Origin of the sequence: Novosphingobium sp. FKTRR1 (assembly GCF_020404405.1) — a bacterium.
Taxonomy (GTDB): Bacteria; Pseudomonadota; Alphaproteobacteria; order Sphingomonadales; family Sphingomonadaceae; genus Novosphingobium.
In genome coordinates, this window is record NZ_JAIZDA010000002.1 from 315,833 (window position 1) to 334,243 (window position 18,411).

Below are 18,411 nucleotides of genomic sequence, written 5' to 3' on the forward strand. Positions count from 1 at the left end.
TTCTTGGCCATTCAGTCCGACAAGTGGATCCGCACCCAGGCGCTCGAACACGGCATGATCGAGCCGTTCGTCGAGACCCAGCGCCGCGAAGGCTGCATCAGCTATGGCCTGTCGTCGTATGGCTATGACGCGCGCGTGGCCGATGAGTTCAAGATCTTCACCAACGTCGATTCGGCGATCGTCGACCCTAAAAACTTCGATGGCGCCAGTCTGGTCGACCGCAAGACCGACGTCTGCGTGATCCCGCCCAATTCCTTCGCGCTGGCCCGCACGGTCGAATACTTCCGCATTCCGCGCGATGTGCTGGTGATCTGCCTTGGCAAGTCGACGTATGCGCGTTGCGGCATCATCGTGAACGTCACCCCGCTCGAACCCGGCTGGGAAGGCCACGTGACACTGGAATTCTCCAACACCACACCGCTGCCTGCCAAGATCTATGCCAACGAAGGCGCCTGCCAGTTCCTGTTCCTGCAGGGCAACGAGCCGTGCGAGGTCAGCTATGCCGACCGCGCGGGCAAGTACATGGGTCAGCGCGGGGTGACGTTGCCGCGCCTTTGAAGGCCGCGCCTGTGAGAGGCCCTGCTTCAAGCTGCGAACGCGCCGGTTGATCCGCATTCGATCCTGCCTTAATCGTGCACTTAAACGATAAGGGAGAGCGGATGATGAGCAAGGCAGAACGACCTTTTGACGTGATCGTCTTTGGCGCCACCGGATATACCGGGCGCCTTGTCGCCGAATATCTTGCCCATGGGCATGGCCGGACCGGTCTGAAATGGGCGATGGCCGGGCGCAGCGCGGCCAAGCTGGCCGAAGTGCGTGACCTGATCGGTGCACCGGCCGACACCGCTCTGATCGTTGCCGACAGCAGCGATCCGGCCAGTCTTGCCGCAATGGCCGGATCGGCCCGTGCGGTGGTCACCACCGTCGGCCCATACCAGCTTTATGGCGAACCGGTGCTGGCGGCCTGTGTGGCAGCAGGCACCGACTACGCCGACTTGTGCGGCGAACCGGTGTGGATGCGCCAGATGATCGACAAGTATGACACGCAGGCCAAGCAGACCGGTGCGCGCATCGCATTTTCCGCAGGCTTCGATTCGATCCCGTTCGATTTGGGTGTGCTGATGCTGCAAAAGGCGGCGGTCGAGCGCTTCGGCCAGCCGGTTCCGCGGGTGAAGTGCCGGGTGCGCGAAACCAAGGGCGGCGTTTCGGGCGGCACGGCGGCAAGCCTCAAGGCGTCGCTTGCGGCCATTGCGGCCGAACCGGCGCTGGGCGCGATCATGGTGAACCCCTTCGGCCTGACGCCCGGCTTCACCGGCCCGGCACAGCCGCCCGCAGACAAGCCGATGCTGGATGAAGCAACCGGCAGTTGGGCCACCCCGTTCGTGATGGCGATCATCAACACCAAGAACGTCCACCGCACCAACTTCCTGCTCGGCCACCCGTGGGGCACCGATCTGGTCTATGACGAAATGGTGCTGACCGGCCCGGGCGAGCAGGGCAAGGCAGTGGCCGACTATCTGGCGGTTACCCCGATGATCGGCACGCCCAACGATCCGCTGCCCGGCGAAGGCCCCACCCCCGAACAGCGCGCGAATGGGCTGTACGATGTGCTGTTCATCGGCGAACTGCCAGACGGACGCAGCCTGCGCCTTGGCGTGAAGGGGCGCTACGATCCGGGTTATGGCTCGACCAGCCGGATGATCGCCGAAACCGGCATCGCGCTGACGCAGTCGGACGCACCCGGCGGCATCGGCACCCCCGGCGCGATCCTTGGTGAAGCGCTGGTCAAGCGGCTTGAGGAGTACGCTGAAATCACCTTCGCGGTTGAGGACTGAACCCTTTTCCCGCGCCGCTCGGGCTGGTCAAATTCAGATTGGCCGAACTCAGGGGGTTGGCGACGGTGTCGTCGGCCCCGGCAGCGGACGACGCAAGGCCGCGACACAGGCGGCCTTGTCCACATCGCGGCCATCACCGCGCCGTGCGTCGACGAACGTGGCCACCGCCCGCGCGCCGCGCGAACCGGGATAGAGGTAGGCATCAAGAATGCAGGCCGCCCCCGACCATTGCAGCTTGCGCGCATCGGCTTCGCGCACGTCGATGCGGGCGGGGCCGAACAGGCGGGTCAACTGATCTGCATCCGCACCGACCACGGCTTCCAACCCCGGTGGCACGGGCAAGGGCTGGGCCACACGCAAACCGGGCGCCTGGCGCGGCGGCGGAACGCTGACGATCGTCGGCGAACGACCTGCCGCTCCGGTTGGTCCGCCACAGCCGCCGAGCAGCCCGGCAAGGGCAGTCGACAGGGCCAAAAGCGGCACAAGGCGGGGCGAAGCCATGGCTTGCGCTGTTGCGGCAAGCGGACAGGCTGTCAACGCGCCCTGCGCCAGCCCGTGCTGCAGTATCGGCCGCAGCTTGCCGCGGCGCCTTCGCCCGGCTAGGCGCAAGCCATTCCAGCACTGCCGCAACGGAGCGCCCATTTCGTGACCAACCAGCCCGCCACGATCGACGTGATCGCCATCGGCAACGCCATCGTCGACGTGATGGCCCCGGCCAGCGAGGAGGATATCGCCCGGCTTGAAATGGCCAAGGGCGGGATGACGCTGGTCGATGCCGCGCGCGCCCACCACTTGTACGACGCGATGGGCCCTGCGCGCGAGATTTCGGGCGGTTCGGCCGCCAATACGCTGGCAGGCCTTGCCGCGCTCGGCGCCGATTGCGCCTTCATCGGACAAGTCGCGCAAGACCAGTTGGGCGAAGTCTTTGCCCACGACATCCGCGCCGGTGGCATCGCCTTCGCCACCCCCGCGCGCGCGGGCGACCCATCGACCGCGCGCTGCCTGATCTTCGTCACGCCTGACGGACAGCGCACGATGAACACGTTTCTGGGCGCCTCGCAGTTCCTGCCCGCCGATGCGCTTGATGAAACCACCATCGCGGCGGCCAAGGTGCTCTACCTTGAAGGCTACCTGTGGGATCCCGAAGAGCCGCGCCGGGCGATGCAACGCGCCATCGGCGCCGCGCGCGATGCCGGTCGTGAAGTGGCGTTCACTTTGTCCGACGCCTTTGTCATCGCCCGCCACGGCGACGATTTCCGCGCGCTGATCGCCGCCGGGCAGATCGACATCCTGTTTGCCAATGAACACGAACTGGCCGCGCTGACCGGTTGCGCCGATGCCGACGACGGCATCGCCAAGCTGGCTCCGCAAGTGCCGGTGCTGGTCGTCACCCACGGAGAAAACGGCGCGCAGGCGATTGCGCATGGCCAGCGCGCGCGGGTCGATGCCGCTCCCGTGGCGCATGTGGTGGACACCACCGGCGCGGGCGACCTGTTCGCCGCCGGGTTCCTGTTCGGCCATGTACGCGGCGCGGCACTGGAAACGTGCCTGAAATTGGGTGCGGCCTGTGCGGCAGAAGTCATCAGCCACTACGGCGCGCGCCCCGAAGCCGACATCAAGGCGTTGGTCGCCCCGCTGCTCGGTTGAGGCAAAGCCGCATGCGGACGGTCGGGCTGACCGTCCGCATGCGCTGATAACAGAACACTGGCGTCAGATCGCGGCATCCTCGCGCGCGATCTCGCGATAGCCGATATCGTTGCGGCAAAAGCCGTCGGCAAAGTCGACCAGCGCAACCGCGCGATAGGCAGCATCGCGCGCGGCGCGCACCGTGGACCCGCGCGCCGTCACGTTGAGGACGCGACCGCCACTGGCCACGATCTTGCCCGCGTCATCGGTCTTGGTGCCCGCATGAAAGACTTTGGCTCCGTCCGCCTCGGCCAAAGCGATTCCGCTGATCGCACCGCCTTTGACCGGGGTGTCGGGATAACCGCTGGCGGCCAGCACCACGGTGAGTGCCGGATCGGGCGAGAACACCGGGGCGGCGATTTCCGCCAGCCGCTCTTGCGCGCAGGCCAGCAGCAGCTCGACCAGATCGCTTTCCAGCCGCAGCATCAGCACCTGGCACTCGGGATCGCCGAAGCGGGCGTTGTATTCGATCAGCTTGGGGCCCTGCTCGGTCAGCATCAACCCCGCGTAGAGTACGCCCGAATACGGCGTCCCCTCTGCGGCAAGCGTGCGCACCGTCGGCGCGACGATCTGCGCCAAAGCTTGTGCTTCGAGTTCGGGGGTCAATACGCGCGCCGGGCTGTACGATCCCATGCCACCAGTGTTGGGGCCGGTATCGCCGTCGCCCACGCGCTTGTGATCCTGCGCCGATGCGAGTGGCACGATGGCAGTGCCATCGGTCAGCACGAAGAAGCTCGCTTCCTCGCCTTCAAGAAACTCCTCGACCACCGCTTCGGCGCCAGCCGCACCAAAACGCCCGGCGAAGATGTCTTCCACCGCCGCGACCGCCTCGGCCATGGTCATCGCCACGGTCACGCCCTTGCCTGCGGCCAACCCGTCGGCCTTGATCACCACCGGCGCGCCGAAACGGTCGAGCGCGGCAAGGCCTTGCGCAAGGCTGGTGACACGCTCGTACCCGGCGGTCGGGATATTGGCGCGGGCGCACAAGTCCTTGGTGAAACCCTTCGAGCCTTCCAGTTGCGCCGGTGCCTTGTCCGGACCGAACACCGGGAAACCCGCCGCCCGCAGCGAATCGCCAAGTCCATCGACCAGCGGCGCTTCGGGGCCGACGACGACCAGGCCGATCGCGTGATCGACACAGAACCGCACAACCGCCGCATGGTCGGCCACGTCCAGCGTGACAAGCTGCGCGTGATCGGCAATGCCCGGATTGCCCGGCGCGGCGTAGAGCTTGCCCAGCCGTGGCGATTGCGCCAGTTTCCACGCCAGCGCATGTTCGCGCCCGCCCGACCCCAGCAACAGGATATTCATGGCTTTCCCTTCCGCGCCCTATGACGACGACGATGACGGCAGCAAAGGCGCGCTCCTAGCGAGGGATGCGGCGGGCGACAACGCTCCGGCGCTGTCGATATCCGAGATTTCCGCGCTGTTGAAGCGGACGGTCGAGGATCGCTTCGGCTTCGTGCGGGTGCGCGGCGAACTTTCGGGCGTGAAGCGGGCTGCATCGGGCCACCTCTACCTGTCGTTGAAGGACGAGAATGCACGGCTTGACGGGGTGATGTGGCGCGGCAGCGTGCAGCGGCTCGGCTTCCGCCCGGCCGATGGCGTGGAAGTGATCGCCACCGGCAAGCTGACGACTTATCCGGGGCGCTCGAACTACCAGATCGTGATCGACCGGATGGAAATCGCGGGCGAAGGCGCGCTGCTGGCGCTTCTGGAAAAGACCAAGGCCCGGCTCGAGGCTGAGGGGCTGTTCTCGCCATCGCGCAAACGGGCGCTGCCGTTCCTGCCGCTTGTCATCGGGGTGGTCACATCGCCCACCGGCGCGGTGATCCGCGACATCCTCCACCGGCTGCGCGATCGCTTTCCCAGCCACGTGCTGGTCTGGCCGGTGCTGGTGCAGGGTCAGGGTGCAGCAGGCCAGATCGCGGCGGCGGTGCGTGGCTTTTCCGCCATCGCGCCGGGCGGCCCGGTACCGCGTCCCGATCTGGTGATCGTGGCGCGCGGCGGCGGCTCGATCGAGGACTTGTGGAGCTTCAACGAAGAAGAAGTCGTCCGCGCCGTCGCTGAATGCTCGATCCCGGTGATCAGCGCGGTGGGCCACGAGACCGACACCACCTTGTGCGACTTCGCCGCCGACTTGCGCGCGCCCACCCCTACGGCGGCCGCCGAGATCGCGGTGCCGGTGCTGGGCGAGCTGGCCGCCACCTTGGCCGACTTGCGTGCGCGTCAGTCTCGCGCTGCCGTCCGCCTGTTTGCCCAAGCGCGCGAACGGCTGGACTTGCGCGCGCGCCGCCTGCCCCAGCCGCACACCCTGCTGCAGGCGCAGGCGCAGCGGCTCGACGATCTGGGCGAGCGCTTGCGCCGTGCGCTGGGCCATCGCACCGACCTCGCCGCAGCCCAGCTCGCCCGCCATGCCGGAGCCTTGCGTCCCGCGCTGCTGACCGCGCAGACCACGCGCGGGCGTGAGCGACTTGCGGCAACGCGGCTGCGACCCGAACTGGTGCTGCAGCGGATCGACGGCTGGCGCAGACAATTGGATGGCCTCGAACGGTTGCGGCTGTCGCTCAACCCCAAGGCGCTGCTGGAACGGGGCTATGTACTCGTCACCGACCCGCACGGCCATGTCGTCAAGACGCGCGCCGATGCGACGGTCCATGCAACCTTGCGGCTCAACTTTGCCGATGGCACGCTCGATGTCGCTGCGACTGATTCCCCCGTAACACCGCCGCCCCCGCGCTCTGCCCCACGCGCCAGAACCGCAAAAACCAGCGACAATCAGCAGGAATTGTTTTGAGACGCGTTCGCGCCTAGATTGGCCCTATGTTGATGTCGCCTGCCGGCCGCCTTGCGCGCCTTCACTACCTGCCCGGAAGCTTTCGCCAGTTGAGCGCGGGTGATCACGTGGTCTGCGCGGTCAGCGGTGCGCCGATCCCGCTCGATGCGCTGCGCTATTGGAGCGCTGAGCGGCAAGAGGCTTATGCCACCGCCGATATCGCCACCAAACGCCTGTTGTCACCAGCCTGACCATGCACCGCCGCCACGCCCTTGCGCTTGCTGGTGGTGGACTTGCGGCACTGACGATCCGACAAGCGGCAAGGGCCATCTCGGCCATTGCCCAGCCGATCGAGATTCAGTCGCCAATGGCACTGACTCAGGGCGGATGGCTCCGCGCCCGCGCCATGCCGGGACAGGTCAAGCTGGACGGAATCGGACTTCCGGTTGCCGACGACGGCCTGTTCTTCACCGCCTTTGATCGCGATGCCCCGCCACGCATGGTCCTTCGGTACGAACCCGGCGACGGCGGGGTACCGTTCGAACTACCCCTGACCATTGCGCCCCGCGCATGGGCCATCGAGCATGTCGACACGCCGCTGCGCCCGCCATCGGCCGGGCCAGACGCCAGTTTCATGGCCCGGCGCAAGGGCGAACTCGCGCAAATCAAGGCCGCCCGTGCCCGCGAAACGGGCGCACAGGGATGGCGGCAGGCGATGGTGCGACCGGCACGAGGCCGCTTTTCCGGGCGCTTCGGATCGCAACGCGTCTATCAGGGCCAACCCGGCGCCTATCATTCCGGGCTGGATATTGCCGGAGCGGCTGGCACTCCCTATGTGGCCCCAGCCAGCGGCACGGTGGTTCTGGCGGCCACGGCACCCTTCACGCTTGAGGGGCACCTGTTGCTGCTCGACCACGGCATGGGGCTGTGCAGCGCGTTCCTGCATGCCGCGCAATTGCTGGTTGCCGAGGGGGATTCGGTGCAGCAGGGCCAGCCGCTTGGCCTGATCGGCCAAACCGGACGCGCCACCGGGCCGCATTTGCATTGGTCGCTTACCTGGCGCGGCAGTCGGCTCGACCCGCAGCTGTTCCTTGCGCCTGCGGGCTGAAATATTCCGCCCTGCGCACGCAGACGCAGCATTGTTTCAGCCGTAACCGTTCCAAGTGAAATTTTAATAGGCGGAAATGTCACACCGGGCAACTTCCGCGCATCGGCAGCAATCCAAAGCTGCGCCTGACCGTCACATTGCGTCGCAACACGTGTTGCTCTGTCGCAACATGTCTCGACCGATTTCGTACGTAGCCCTACTTCGCGCTTCCAAGCGGGCGTGCTTATCTTTCAGTAAGGTCCATCATTTCCCGAAAACCGTGGAGCCATGAGGACGTCCGGTACCGGCAAGCCAGAGCTTGCAGCCAGACATTCCTCGGGGGGATTCGGGAAATAGAACTTGCGGCATCCTTCCACCGGCGGGGTGTCAAAACGAGGACTGGACACGTGAAAAACACCAAGCTCACCACGTTGAAGCTCAGCGCTGCCCCGGTCGCGGTTGCGCTGGCGATGATCGCCGTTCCGGCATTCGCACAGGCCACCCCGGCCGGTGATGCCGCCGCGCCTGCCGCAACCGACGAAAACACCATCGTCGTCACCGGCAGCCTCATCCGCAACCCCAACCTCGTTCAGGCGACCCCGGTCAACGTGACCACGGCCGACCAGATCGAACTGAAGCAGTCGAACACCGCCGAAGACGTGCTGCGCGAAGTGCCCGGCATCGTGGCGAACATCGGTTCGGCCGTGAACAACGGCAACGGTGGTTCGTCTTACGTCGACCTTCGCGGCCTCGGTTCCAACCGCAACATCGTGCTGCTTGACGGCCAGCGTCTGGTTCCGTCCGACCTTCAGGGCCGCGTCGACCTCAACAACATCCCGCTGGCGCTGATCAACCGCGTCGATGCGCTGACCGGCGCTGCCGTGACCACTTATGGCGCGGACGCGATCACCGGCGTGGTCAACTTCGTCACCAAGAAGGACTTCACCGGCGTCGATCTGTCGGTGTCGGACCAGATCACCCAGAAGGGCGATGGCAACTACCTGCGTGCCGACGTGACCACCGGCGTCAACTTCGACGACGGCAAGGGCAACGCGGTCCTCAGCCTGGGCTACCAGAACTCCGACCCCGTCTATCAGGGCGCGCGCGACTTCTCGAAGTACCAGGTCGACAGCTTCTCGGGCACCGCCGGCGGTTCGGGCACTGCAGTGCCTGCGCGCTTCTCGATCAATGGCGCCAACCGCGTGATCGATCCGGCAACCGGCCTGTTGAAGCCCGGCTTCACGCCGTTCAACTTCAACCCCTACAACATCTTCCAGACGCCGTTCCGTCGCTACAATATCTTCGCTCAGGCGAACTACCAGATCAGCGACGCGGTCGAAGTCTATACCCGCGGCCTGTTCTCGAAGAACACCGTCAGCACGATCATCGCGCCGTCGGGCGTGTTCGCATCGTCGGTGACGATCCCTTACAGCAACCCGTTCCTGCCCGCCGGTGCCGCCGGTCAGTTCTGCGCCGCCAACGGTTTGACCGACGCGCAGTGCACCGCTGCCCGCGCCGCCACCAGCCCGACGGACCCGAACTACAAGACCTTCAACACCGTCCTGCGTCGCCGCATGACCGAAACCGGTACGCGTAACTCCGAGTACTCGTCGAACGTGTTCGACTACTCGCTCGGCTTCACCGGCCCGCTGACCAGCACGGTCAAGTGGGACGTGCGCGGCGCCTATGGCGAAAGCGACAAGACGCAGACCATCACTGGCTACGTCCTGACGTCGCGCGTGCGCGATGCACTGCTCGCCACCAACACGACCACCTGCATTTCGGGCAACGCGGGCTGCGTTCCGCTCAACGTGTTCGGTGCCGAAGGCACGATCACCCCGGCGATGGCGGGTTATCTGCTCAGCCCCTCGACCACCACGATCAAGACCTCGCTGCTGCAGGCCCGTGCACTGCTGTCGGGCGACTTCGGCTGGTCGGTTCCGGGCGCCAGCGAGCCGGTCGGCTTCGCTGTGGGCAGCGAATACCGCAAGTACCACGCCGCCCAGATCTCGGACTCGCTGTCGAAGACGCCGGGTGAACTCGGTGGCGCCGGTGGCGCTGCGCCCGACATCGACGGCGGTTATGACGTGTGGGAAGGCTACGGCGAATTGATCGCGCCGCTGGTTTCCGACAAGCCGCTGTTCAAGAGCCTGACCGTCGAAGGCGGCCTGCGTTACTCGAAGTATCGGGTCAACCAGGGTCCGTCGACCAGCGCATGGACCTACAAGGGCGGTGCCACCTGGGAGCCGACCGACGGGATCAAGTTCCGCGGCAACTACGCTCACGCCGTGCGCGCGCCCAACATCTACGAACTGTTCAACCCGGTCACGGTCAGCCTGACCAACCTCAAGACCGACCCTTGCGCCGGTACCGCCGTTCTGACCAACGCCAACCTCAAGGCTGTCTGCCTTGCGCAGGGCGCACCGGCGAACTCGATCGGCAAGATTGCCAACCCGACCGCGTCGCAGGCCAACGTCCAGATCGGTGGTAACAAGTTCCTGGCACCGGAAAAGGCCGACACCTTCACCGTCGGTACCGTGCTGCAGCCGGTTCGCGGCCTCAGCCTCTCGGTCGATTACTACAAGATCAAGGTCAAGGACGTGATCGGTTCGCCCACGCCTGGCGACATGATCAACTCGTGCTTCGGCAACCTGTCGGCCGCCAGCGCCACCAGCGCCGCTTGCACCGTGATCCGTCGCGATCCGGCCACCGGTGGTCTTGATGGCGATCCGGCAACCGTGCTGGGTCTCTATGGTCCGCTGAACAACCTGGGCACGCTGAAGACCGACGGCATCGACGTCATCCTCAACTACGTCCACTCGTTCGGCAAGGTGAAGTGGACCCTGTCGGCCAACGGCAACTACACCTTCCACGCGAAGTTCCAGGCAACTGCCACTTCGCTTGATCGTGAATGCATCGGCTACTACTCGGTCAACTGCAACTACTCGGGCTCGATCCAGCCCAAGTACACCTGGAGCGTGCGCAACACGGTTTCGGTCGATGCGATCGATCTGTCGCTGCTGTGGCGCCACATCTCCAGCGTGAAGCAGGAACCGCAGGACGTGATCGACTCCGGCGCCGCCTTCTCGGGCACGCTCCCTTCGGACATCGGTTCGCTGTCGGGTCAGACGGTCAACTTCGGCAAGATTTCGGCTTACGACATCTTCGACCTGACCGCCCGCTTCAACGTCGATCCGTTCACCCTCACCTTCACGGTGCAGAACCTGTTCGACAAGACGCCGCCGATCGTTGGCAACACCATCGGTTCGACCAGCTACAACAGCGGCAACACCTATCCGTCGACTTACGACGCGCTGGGCCGTCGCTTCGCGGTGGGCGCCCGCCTGAAGTTCTGATCCCTTACCGGACCGGAACAACGGCAAACCAGATCGGGGGTGGACCGCAAGGTCCGCCCCCTTTCGTTTGCACCACGCTCAAGCTTGACCTTGGCAGACCTTGCGCCAAAGAGTCTGCCCGATGACGCAGGATCTTGCCCAGGCCGCCGCCCTCGCCGCCGCTGCCGCCCGCGCCGGGCGGGCAACGGTTGACGACTGGAACACGCTCGGCTGGGCGCACGCGGTTTCTGGCGATGCCGATGGCGCGGGCCGGATGTTCCAGCAGGCCCTGGCGCTTGCCCCGCGCGATCCCGAAGCGCTGACCGGCCTTGCCGGGCTGCTCCGCGCTGCCGGGCAATTGCGCGATGCCGCGTTGCATTGCGACGCCGCCATCGCGGCGCGTCCCACCTATCCCGAAGCCTGGCTGGAACGCGCCTATGTCATGGCCGCAGGCGGCGCGATGGAGGAGGCCCGCGCCTGCTATACCCGCGTCGTCGCGCTGGTGCCGGGCCATGCCGCCGCGCATGCCGGGCTTGCCGCCATTGCCGCGCGCGACGGCGATGGCGCTGCCGTGCGCCAGCAGGCCAGCGCTGCCCTTGCCAGCGAGCCGGGTAACGCAATCGCTCTGGCCGCGCTTGCCACGGTCGAGCTTGAGGGCGGAAACGCTGCAGCCGCCCGCGCGCTGATCGAACCTGCAACGCTGGGGCTGCCCACCCCATCGCCCGAACGGATGCAACTGCTGCACTTGCTTGGCGATGCCTGCGCGCGAACCGGCGACGCCGCTGCCGCACACGCCGCCTATGCCCATGCCAATCAGGACTTCGCCACGATTAACGCCGCGCTGTTTGCCGGTCGCGAACCGCACGCCGATTTCGTGTCGCGGGTCGCGGCGCAGATCGGCGCGCTGAACCCGGCCCAGTGGGCTCCGCCGACCGACCCGTCACCCGCGTCGCGCCATGTTTTCGTGCTCGGCTATCCGCGCAGCGGCAACACCCTGCTGGAAAACATCCTCGCCTCGCTACCCAATACTCAGGCGCTTGAGGAACACCCAACCTTGCGCGAGGCGGACTTGGCGTTTCTGGCCGAACCGGGCGGCCTTGGCGCGCTAGACCAGCTGGATGCGGACCGTCTGGCCGAACTGCGCCATGCCTATTGGGAGCGCGTGCGCGCCGCCGGGATCGCTCCCGAAGGCCGCGTGTTCGTCGACATGGACCCGCTCAAATCGATCCGTCTGCCACTGATCGCGCGGCTGTTTCCCGAAGCGCGGGTGCTGCTGGTACGGCGCGATCCGCGCGACGTGGTGTGGAGTTGCTTTCGCACCGGCTTTGCCCTGACCAATGCGGCGATGGATTTCACCACGCTGCCCGGCACCGCACGCCACTATGCCGCGACGATGCGTCTTGTCGCCGCGGCATGCGCGCAACTTCCGCTAATGCTGGATGAAGTGCATTATCACCGGCTGGTGCAAGACTTCGACGCCACGACGCAGGCTATCTGCGCCTTTCTGGATGTGCCGTGGACCGAGGATCTGCGCCGCTTTGACCGCACGGCGCGCGCGCGCGGCGTCAGCACCGCCAGCGCACGGCAAGTCCGGCAAGGGCTTTATGACGGAACGCGCCAGTGGCAGCCGTTCGCGCCATGGCTTGAACCGGTGCTGCCGGTCTTGCAGCCATGGATCGAAGCCTTGGGTTATGAGGCTTGAAGCAGCGGAAAGGGCGGCTCCATCGCGATGCCAGCCTGTGCCGCAAGCTTGTCAGCCCAAGCCAGCACGATATCGATTTCGTTGGCATAAGCGGCGCGCGCCTGCGCGTATTCGCGCGTCCGATCAGCCGGCGTGAACGCCGCGCCCGACTTGGAATGGCGGGCAAAGGCGGGGCCAGCGGCCACAGCCGCCGCATCCAACGCCAGCCCATAGTGCGCGGCGACCGCAGCAATCGCTTCAGCCGGGCGCGCGGTCATGCGATCGGCATCGAGCGTGCGCAGCCGATGCGCCCCGACCTTTCCGGCAAGCGCGGCAAACAGGCGATGCTGCGCCAGCCAGCCGACCGCCGCCACTTGCAGGTCGGCCATGCCCAGCAAATCGTCGCCGCCAAGGCCGAGCGGCGCGATCATGCCTTGGGGCAAATAGCCTTGCAGCAATTCGCGCGCCCACAGGCGGCAGGGCAACCCCTTGCGTACCACCGAGACGAGGAAGCTTTCGAGTGGGGCATAGAGGAACACGGCGCGTGCCTGCGGGGCCAGCGCCAGCAGCAGTTCGGCCAGCGGGTTGATCACGTTCGACGGCTTGACCACCACCGCCTCGCCCGCGCCAAACGGCCTTGCCAGCAGGCGCAGCGCAGCATCGGTGCACCGCGCAACCGCCGCCGGGGCTGCCCCGCGTTGGCGAAAACCGACGACATCGTTTAGCACGACCGGCTCGGACAGGCCCATCGCCACGCCCGGCTGCGCCAGCGCCCGCGCGAGCAGGGTCGAACCGCAGAAGGCCGAATGGAACAGCAAGTGCAGCGGGCCCTTGCCAAGCGTTTCGAGCAACTGGCGCGCGGGCACGTCGATCGGCGTTGCGGTCAGCGCGCCGAGATGGTCATCGGTCAGGAACGGAACCGTGGCGTGGAAGCCGCGCGGCACATGCACGAAGCGGAACGCATCCTGGCCCTCGACATGGCGGTGCGCCAGCCATTCGGCATCAGCCAGATTGAAAGGGAGCGCGGACATCGCCTGTGCATAGGGAGGGCGCATTCCGGACGCAACGGCGCTTGGCTCCTCGCACCCGGGTCGATAGAGTTGGCCCATGACAAAGTATTGCCGACCATGACCGCCGATATCGCCCGAGCCCAGGCCGCCAATGCCCGCGCCGTCGAGGCGATCCGGCTGGGTGACGGTCCGCGCGCGGTGACTTTTGCCCGTCAGGCGGCGGACGCCGATCCCGGCGCGTTGTCGCTTTGGATCAATCTGGCGCTCGCCTGTCGCATGGTCGCCGATGTTGAGGGCGAAGAGGCCGCGCTGAACGCCGCGCTCGACCTTGATCGGGTGGATTTCACCGCACAACTGCGCATGGCCCAGTTGCAGCAGCGGCGCGGGCGCGAGGCCAAGGCGCTCACCGCGTGGGACGGGGTGCGCCAGTTGGCGGTGAACTATCCGCGCCTTCCGCCCCACGTGCTCGCTGAAATCGCCGAGGGTGAACAATATTGTGCCACCCTGCGCGAACGGCTCGATGTCGCCAGCCGCCGCGTGCTGAGCGCCTCCTCTACCGGCGCCGATGAAACCGATCGGCGGCGGCTCGACGCCTTTGCCGGGATCGCCAGCGGGCGACGCCGGGTGTTTGTCAACGAATGCGCCGGATTGCACTATCCGTTCCTGCCGGCGGACGAGTACTTCGACCGCAAACACTTCGGCTGGCTCGACAGGCTTGAGGCGGCAAGCGACACCATCCGCGCCGAACTGCACGCGCTGCTGGCCGATCCGGGTGAGGCACTGCGCCCCTATGTGAAGATGGAGCCGGGCACACCCGACAACAAATGGAGCCCGCTTGATGGCTCGCTCGATTGGTCGGTGCTGTTCTTGTGGGAATATGGTGTGCCCAACCGGGTGGTGATCGACCGCTGCCCACAAACTGCCGCCCTGCTTGAAAGCCTGCCGCTCGCCCGCATCCCCGACCGCGCGCCCAATGCCTTCTTCTCGATGCTGCGCCCGCATAGCCGCATCCCCCCGCATACCGGGGTCACCAATACGCGCGCGATCATTCATCTCGCGCTCGACGTGCCGCCCGGCTGTGCATTCCGCGTGGGCGGCGAGACCCGGCCGTGGGTGGCGGGCAAGGCTTTCGCCTTTGACGACACGATCGAGCACGAGGCGTGGAACGACAGCGACGCGCCGCGCGCCGTGCTGATCCTCGATGCGTGGAACCCGCACCTCAGTGAAAACGAGCGCACCGCGATCTCGACGTGGTTCGCCACGCAGGATGCCGCAGTGACATAGTCGGGGCGGGCCTTGCCTCACCGTGCCGCCAAATCCAGGCTCATTTCGTCAACGATCTGAATTCAAAGGAACTTGCAATGATCTTCATGATGCTGGCCGCCGTGGCAGCAGCCACCGTGCAACGTGCCGACATGGCCACTGTAGAGTTCGATCCGCGGCGAATGACCCAATCAGCCATCCGCGAACACAATACCGGACTGGATCGCAAGGATCCCAACTATATCCGCTGTGTGCGCGAGGATGAAACGGGTTCGCTGGTCAAGAAATCCGTCAGTTGTCGCACCAATGCGCAATGGGACGCCTCGTTCAAGGATGGGAACCAGAACGCGCACGATACCTATGAGGCGATGCGCGCCAAGACCATGAACGGCAACTGATCCACTCCGGTGCTGAGTGGTTCGCCACGCAGGATGCCGCACTATTCTGAACCGGGGTGCGGCCCTACTTGCCGCGCAAGCCGGCTGCGGTTAGGTTGACGACCACGTCATCCCCCCAACGAAAGCCCTTGGCATGCCTGCATTTTTCCTGATCGCTCTGGCTGCCGGTGCGGCGCCGGTGGCCGCCGCCCCGGCAGCCGACTTCGATCCGCGCCGAATGAAACCCTCGGAAATCCGTACGCACAACGCCTCACTGGATCGCAAGGATCCGAATTTCATCCGCTGCGTGGCGCAAGAGGAAACCGGTTCCCTGGTGCGCAAATCGGTAAGCTGCCGCACCAACGCGCAATGGGCCAGTTCGTTCAAGGACAACAACCAAAACGCGCGCGACACCTATGATTCGATGGTCGGCAAGGCGGTCAATCAGTCCAATTGATCGTAACGGTGATCCGGCTATCGGCTATTGCGCCAGCCGGATCACGCGGATCGTGGCGTCGCTGGCTACTTTGGCCAGATAGCCGTTCATTGCGCCGCGCCGGATGCGGATCTTGTCGCCGGGCTTGGCAAAGCTGATCCCGCCGTCGGTCTGCTTCCAGCGCGCACCATCGGGCAGGACGAACACGGCAAAGCCGTCGGGCGCCTTGCGCACGGTGCTGATCGTCGTCTCGATCTCGTTGACGTCCTCGCCCTCGGTGCTGCCGAACAGCTTCAGTTTGGGCAGGCTGAAGCCGAACAGGCCGCGCTTGGTTTCGTTGATCGTGGCGCGGTCGGCCACCACCAGATCCTGCTTGTCACGGGCAGAAGCCATTGCGGCGACGCTGCGATCGAAACAAGCCAGCCGGTCGGCATCGGCAGCCAGTGCGCGACAATCGACCACCGCCTGAAACACCGGTGGCAGCGCCCCCCCGGCCCCAGTCTTGTCCTTGTCCTTTGCGTTGGCAGGCGCTGCGCATAGCGCGAGCGTGAACACGGTTGCGATCGTCAGGCTGGACAGCAGGCGCAAGGCAGGTCTCCGCAAAAATCAGATGGCCTTGTCGCGCTCCTGCGGCGCGGGGTCAACCACGCGCCAGAACCGCATGTGCGATCCCGGTGCCAGATCGACCGGCTGCAACCACGCGGGGCCCCGGCCCTGCAGCAAGCGAGCCATCAGGCCATCGGGCGCATAGTGCGAGTAGGCGGCAGGTTCAGCGATATCGGGGCAGACGACGATCAGGGAGACATGGCGCGCCGCGATTATCGGCCGCGCCTGATCGGGCGAACCGAGGAAGGCTGCAATTACGTCATGCATCCCGGCCGAGCCGCGATGATGCCCGGTGGCGACGACCCGATGGCGCGAGCGCACCAGTAGATCGGGCCCGATGTCGAGCGGGGCGAGGATATCGGTCGGCGATAGTGTATCGAGCGCTTGCGCCGCCAATGGAAAGCGGCATTGCGACTGGCGCAGGGCGACCGAAAGTTTTCGCACGATCGGTTCATGATGGAGGATCTGGCCGTAACCGGTGTTCCACATCGCAACCGGAAGTCCCGGGAGTAGTGCCACAGCCAGTCCCAGATAGCCTGACACCTGTCGACGCAACGATACGCTGCGCAATGCCACGATCCAGCGCAACATCAGTCCAGCGGTCGGCACCGCGGCAAAGGCGCAAGCCGTGGCACTGGCACGCGCGACCGTCATGCCGATGACCCACGCCACCAGCAGGATCAGACCATGATCGATCCATGCTTCAGCGCTGGCGGCATCGCGGCTGCGGCGCCAGTGATCGAAACAAGCAAAAAGGCCGACCAAAGGCACACCGACCGTGTTGGCCGCGATCATCGCCGGCGAGCGCCAGAACGGCATGCCTTCGGCCACGCGGATGTACCAGTAATGTTGCACCAGCGGATCAAGCGCCACGAATGCGCCGCCCTTGCATTGTGGCGCTGCGCCCAGCATGATTGCCAGAGCGCCAAGTCCGGTCACGCCCAGCACGATGATCGCCGCCAGTGGCGTACGCGGCGCGACACTGTGAAGCGCCGCCAGCCCCAGTGCTGTCCAGCAGAACAAGGCCAGATGCACGGGCGAAAGCTGGTCGCAATGGGTGATCAGGTCGGTCGTTCCGCGCGTACCCAGGAACAGCGCCCCGCTTGCCAGTGCGAGCGTGACAGCTGCCGTCGCAAGCCCGGCAAAGCGCGTCTGCGCCTGCGCGGACGGTCGGCGCAACCCGCGCAGCGCCAGCACGCCCAGAAAACCGGCGGTGAGTGGGAGCCCCTCGATCGAGATCGTCAGCAAGGCCGCCAGCGACAGACCGATGAGCGCGCCGCCGCGCCGTTCGCTGTCTGCGAACAGGCCGCTCAACGCCGTAAGTGCGAACACGATCTGCCAGCCATGGTGGTCTATCCGCAGCGGACTCATCTGAAAGAGCACCAGACTGTTGATGCCCAGCACCAGGCAAGCGATCCCGGCGGTTTCTGCATCGAACCGTCTTGCGGCCAAGCGCGCGACCAGCAGCACCGCGCACAGCAGTGTGAGCAGCGGCACGGCAACCAGCGTGACGTGTTCGGCGAGCGGTCCCCCCAACAGCGGCCGCAGTAGCACGATCAAACCGGCGATCGGCAAATCGACGAGGCGCGACCAGTGCATCGCAACGCCTGCAGGCGCGGCGATGCGATACTGGTGAACGTCGAACCATGATTGACCTGCCAGCCAATCGCGCACCTCGACCAGCCGCAGTGCATCATCGGGATCGCCGAAGCGGACCGTTACGATCATCCGCCAGCCGACCATGATCAACACGAGTGACAGTGCCGCCCATATCAGCAAGGCTCGCCGAAACCAGCCACTGCTTGGCACTGTCGTGAGCTCGGCAGGCAAAATCGTAGATGTCGATGCGCGCGCTCTGCCCATCAGCGGAACACGATACGCTGGCGCAACAGCCAGGTAACTGCAAAGCTGGCGACGATCGCGGTCAATTTGGCCGCACGCGGATCGATTCCGGAACCGGTGAGCACACCGACCACCAGCGCTGTCAGCGCCAGTCCGATCAGGGCAGAGGCCACGAACAGCGCCTTTTGCCGTGCGCGTGCCGGACCGGTACTGGCGACCTGTTCGGTAAAGACCGCTCGACTTGACAGCAGCCAGTGCACCGCAATTCCGACGGCATAGCCGACGCCTGAGGCTGCCACGGCGGGCAGTCCCGCGTGAAGGAGTGCCAGAAACGTCCCCAGATCGACCGCCAGCGCACCCACACTGGCCAGAGCATAGCGCAGCAGCGTGACCTGCCGCAGGCGGTCAAGCAACGGAATGACCGTGCCTGTGATCATGGTGTCCTGCTTTCCGTTTACCGGTTTTGACGAAGGGTTC

The 18,411-nt window shown here is 65.8% G+C and carries 17 protein-coding genes; 11 read left to right on the forward strand and 6 right to left on the reverse strand.

Going from position 1 to position 18,411, the window contains the following annotated elements:
* The first annotated feature begins 3 nt into the window (after positions 1–3).
* Together dcd and LDN95_RS03260 are read left to right on the forward strand one after the other, a co-directional pair.
* Positions 4–558 (forward strand): dCTP deaminase, encoded by a 555-nt coding sequence (gene dcd, locus LDN95_RS03255; RefSeq protein WP_226016187.1) that lies wholly within the window; start codon positions 4–6, stop codon positions 556–558.
* A gap of 104 nt (positions 559–662) precedes the next feature.
* Positions 663–1,835: a trans-acting enoyl reductase family protein gene (locus LDN95_RS03260; RefSeq protein ID WP_226016188.1), complete on the forward strand. Its 1,173-nt coding sequence runs from the start codon at positions 663–665 to the stop codon at positions 1,833–1,835.
* Between the two features lie 48 nt (positions 1,836–1,883).
* On the opposite strand, the gene LDN95_RS03265 is transcribed toward LDN95_RS03260, so the two are convergent.
* Positions 1,884–2,336 carry a hypothetical protein gene (locus tag LDN95_RS03265; protein ID WP_226016189.1) on the reverse strand — a complete coding sequence of 151 codons (453 nt, stop codon included), beginning with the start codon at positions 2,334–2,336 and terminating at the stop codon, positions 1,884–1,886.
* A 204-nt stretch (positions 2,337–2,540) separates the two neighbouring features.
* On the opposite strand from LDN95_RS03265, the gene LDN95_RS03270 reads away from it, so the two are divergent.
* The gene (locus tag LDN95_RS03270) at positions 2,541–3,482 is read left to right on the forward strand and encodes an adenosine kinase (protein WP_226016300.1); all 942 of its coding nucleotides are present in this window, start codon (positions 2,541–2,543) and stop codon (positions 3,480–3,482) included.
* A 63-nt stretch (positions 3,483–3,545) separates the two neighbouring features.
* Here the strand turns inward: LDN95_RS03270 and purD are convergent, their stop codons facing one another.
* Complete coding sequence (purD, locus tag LDN95_RS03275; protein ID WP_226016190.1) at positions 3,546–4,832, reverse strand: phosphoribosylamine--glycine ligase; 1,287 nt, start codon at positions 4,830–4,832, stop codon at positions 3,546–3,548.
* Here purD and xseA point away from each other — a divergent pair.
* The 5 genes from xseA (at position 4,831) to LDN95_RS03300 (ending at position 12,421) form a co-directional block, all read left to right on the forward strand.
* Entirely contained in the window at positions 4,831–6,318 is a 1,488-nt protein-coding gene (xseA, locus tag LDN95_RS03280; RefSeq protein WP_226016191.1) for an exodeoxyribonuclease VII large subunit, read from the forward strand. The genes purD and xseA overlap by 2 nt on opposite strands.
* A gap of 26 nt (positions 6,319–6,344) precedes the next feature.
* Complete coding sequence (locus tag LDN95_RS03285) at positions 6,345–6,548, forward strand: DUF2093 domain-containing protein (RefSeq protein ID WP_226016192.1); 204 nt, start codon at positions 6,345–6,347, stop codon at positions 6,546–6,548.
* Between the two features lie 2 nt (positions 6,549–6,550).
* Positions 6,551–7,405 carry a M23 family metallopeptidase gene (locus LDN95_RS03290; protein ID WP_226016193.1) on the forward strand — a complete coding sequence of 285 codons (855 nt, stop codon included), beginning with the start codon at positions 6,551–6,553 and terminating at the stop codon, positions 7,403–7,405.
* Between the two features lie 449 nt (positions 7,406–7,854).
* Positions 7,855–10,740, forward strand: a complete 2,886-nt coding sequence (locus LDN95_RS03295) for a TonB-dependent receptor domain-containing protein (protein WP_226016301.1) — start codon at positions 7,855–7,857, stop codon at positions 10,738–10,740.
* 121 nt (positions 10,741–10,861) lie between these two features.
* On the forward strand, positions 10,862–12,421 hold the full coding sequence (locus LDN95_RS03300) for a sulfotransferase (RefSeq protein ID WP_226016194.1): 1,560 nt from the start codon (positions 10,862–10,864) through the stop codon (positions 12,419–12,421).
* Here LDN95_RS03300 and LDN95_RS03305 read toward each other — a convergent pair.
* Complete coding sequence (locus tag LDN95_RS03305; protein WP_226016195.1) at positions 12,409–13,431, reverse strand: hypothetical protein; 1,023 nt, start codon at positions 13,429–13,431, stop codon at positions 12,409–12,411. The genes LDN95_RS03300 and LDN95_RS03305 overlap by 13 nt on opposite strands.
* 96 nt (positions 13,432–13,527) lie before the next feature.
* On the opposite strand from LDN95_RS03305, the gene LDN95_RS03310 reads away from it, so the two are divergent.
* From LDN95_RS03310 to LDN95_RS03320, 3 genes are all read left to right on the forward strand, one after another.
* Complete coding sequence (locus LDN95_RS03310) at positions 13,528–14,694, forward strand: aspartyl/asparaginyl beta-hydroxylase domain-containing protein (RefSeq protein ID WP_226016196.1); 1,167 nt, start codon at positions 13,528–13,530, stop codon at positions 14,692–14,694.
* Between the two features lie 77 nt (positions 14,695–14,771).
* Entirely contained in the window at positions 14,772–15,071 is a 300-nt protein-coding gene (locus LDN95_RS03315) for a hypothetical protein (protein WP_226016197.1), read from the forward strand.
* Between the two features lie 133 nt (positions 15,072–15,204).
* Complete coding sequence (locus tag LDN95_RS03320) at positions 15,205–15,507, forward strand: hypothetical protein (RefSeq protein WP_226016198.1); 303 nt, start codon at positions 15,205–15,207, stop codon at positions 15,505–15,507.
* 24 nt (positions 15,508–15,531) lie between these two features.
* On the opposite strand, the gene LDN95_RS03325 is transcribed toward LDN95_RS03320, so the two are convergent.
* The 3 genes from LDN95_RS03325 to LDN95_RS03335 form a co-directional block, all read right to left on the reverse strand.
* Positions 15,532–16,074, reverse strand: a complete 543-nt coding sequence (locus LDN95_RS03325) for a hypothetical protein (protein WP_226016199.1) — start codon at positions 16,072–16,074, stop codon at positions 15,532–15,534.
* Between the two features lie 18 nt (positions 16,075–16,092).
* Positions 16,093–17,835: a hypothetical protein gene (locus LDN95_RS03330; RefSeq protein ID WP_226016200.1), complete on the reverse strand. Its 1,743-nt coding sequence runs from the start codon at positions 17,833–17,835 to the stop codon at positions 16,093–16,095.
* A 119-nt stretch (positions 17,836–17,954) separates the two neighbouring features.
* Positions 17,955–18,371 carry a GtrA family protein gene (locus LDN95_RS03335; RefSeq protein ID WP_226016201.1) on the reverse strand — a complete coding sequence of 139 codons (417 nt, stop codon included), beginning with the start codon at positions 18,369–18,371 and terminating at the stop codon, positions 17,955–17,957.
* Positions 18,372–18,411: the final 40 nt, after the last annotated feature.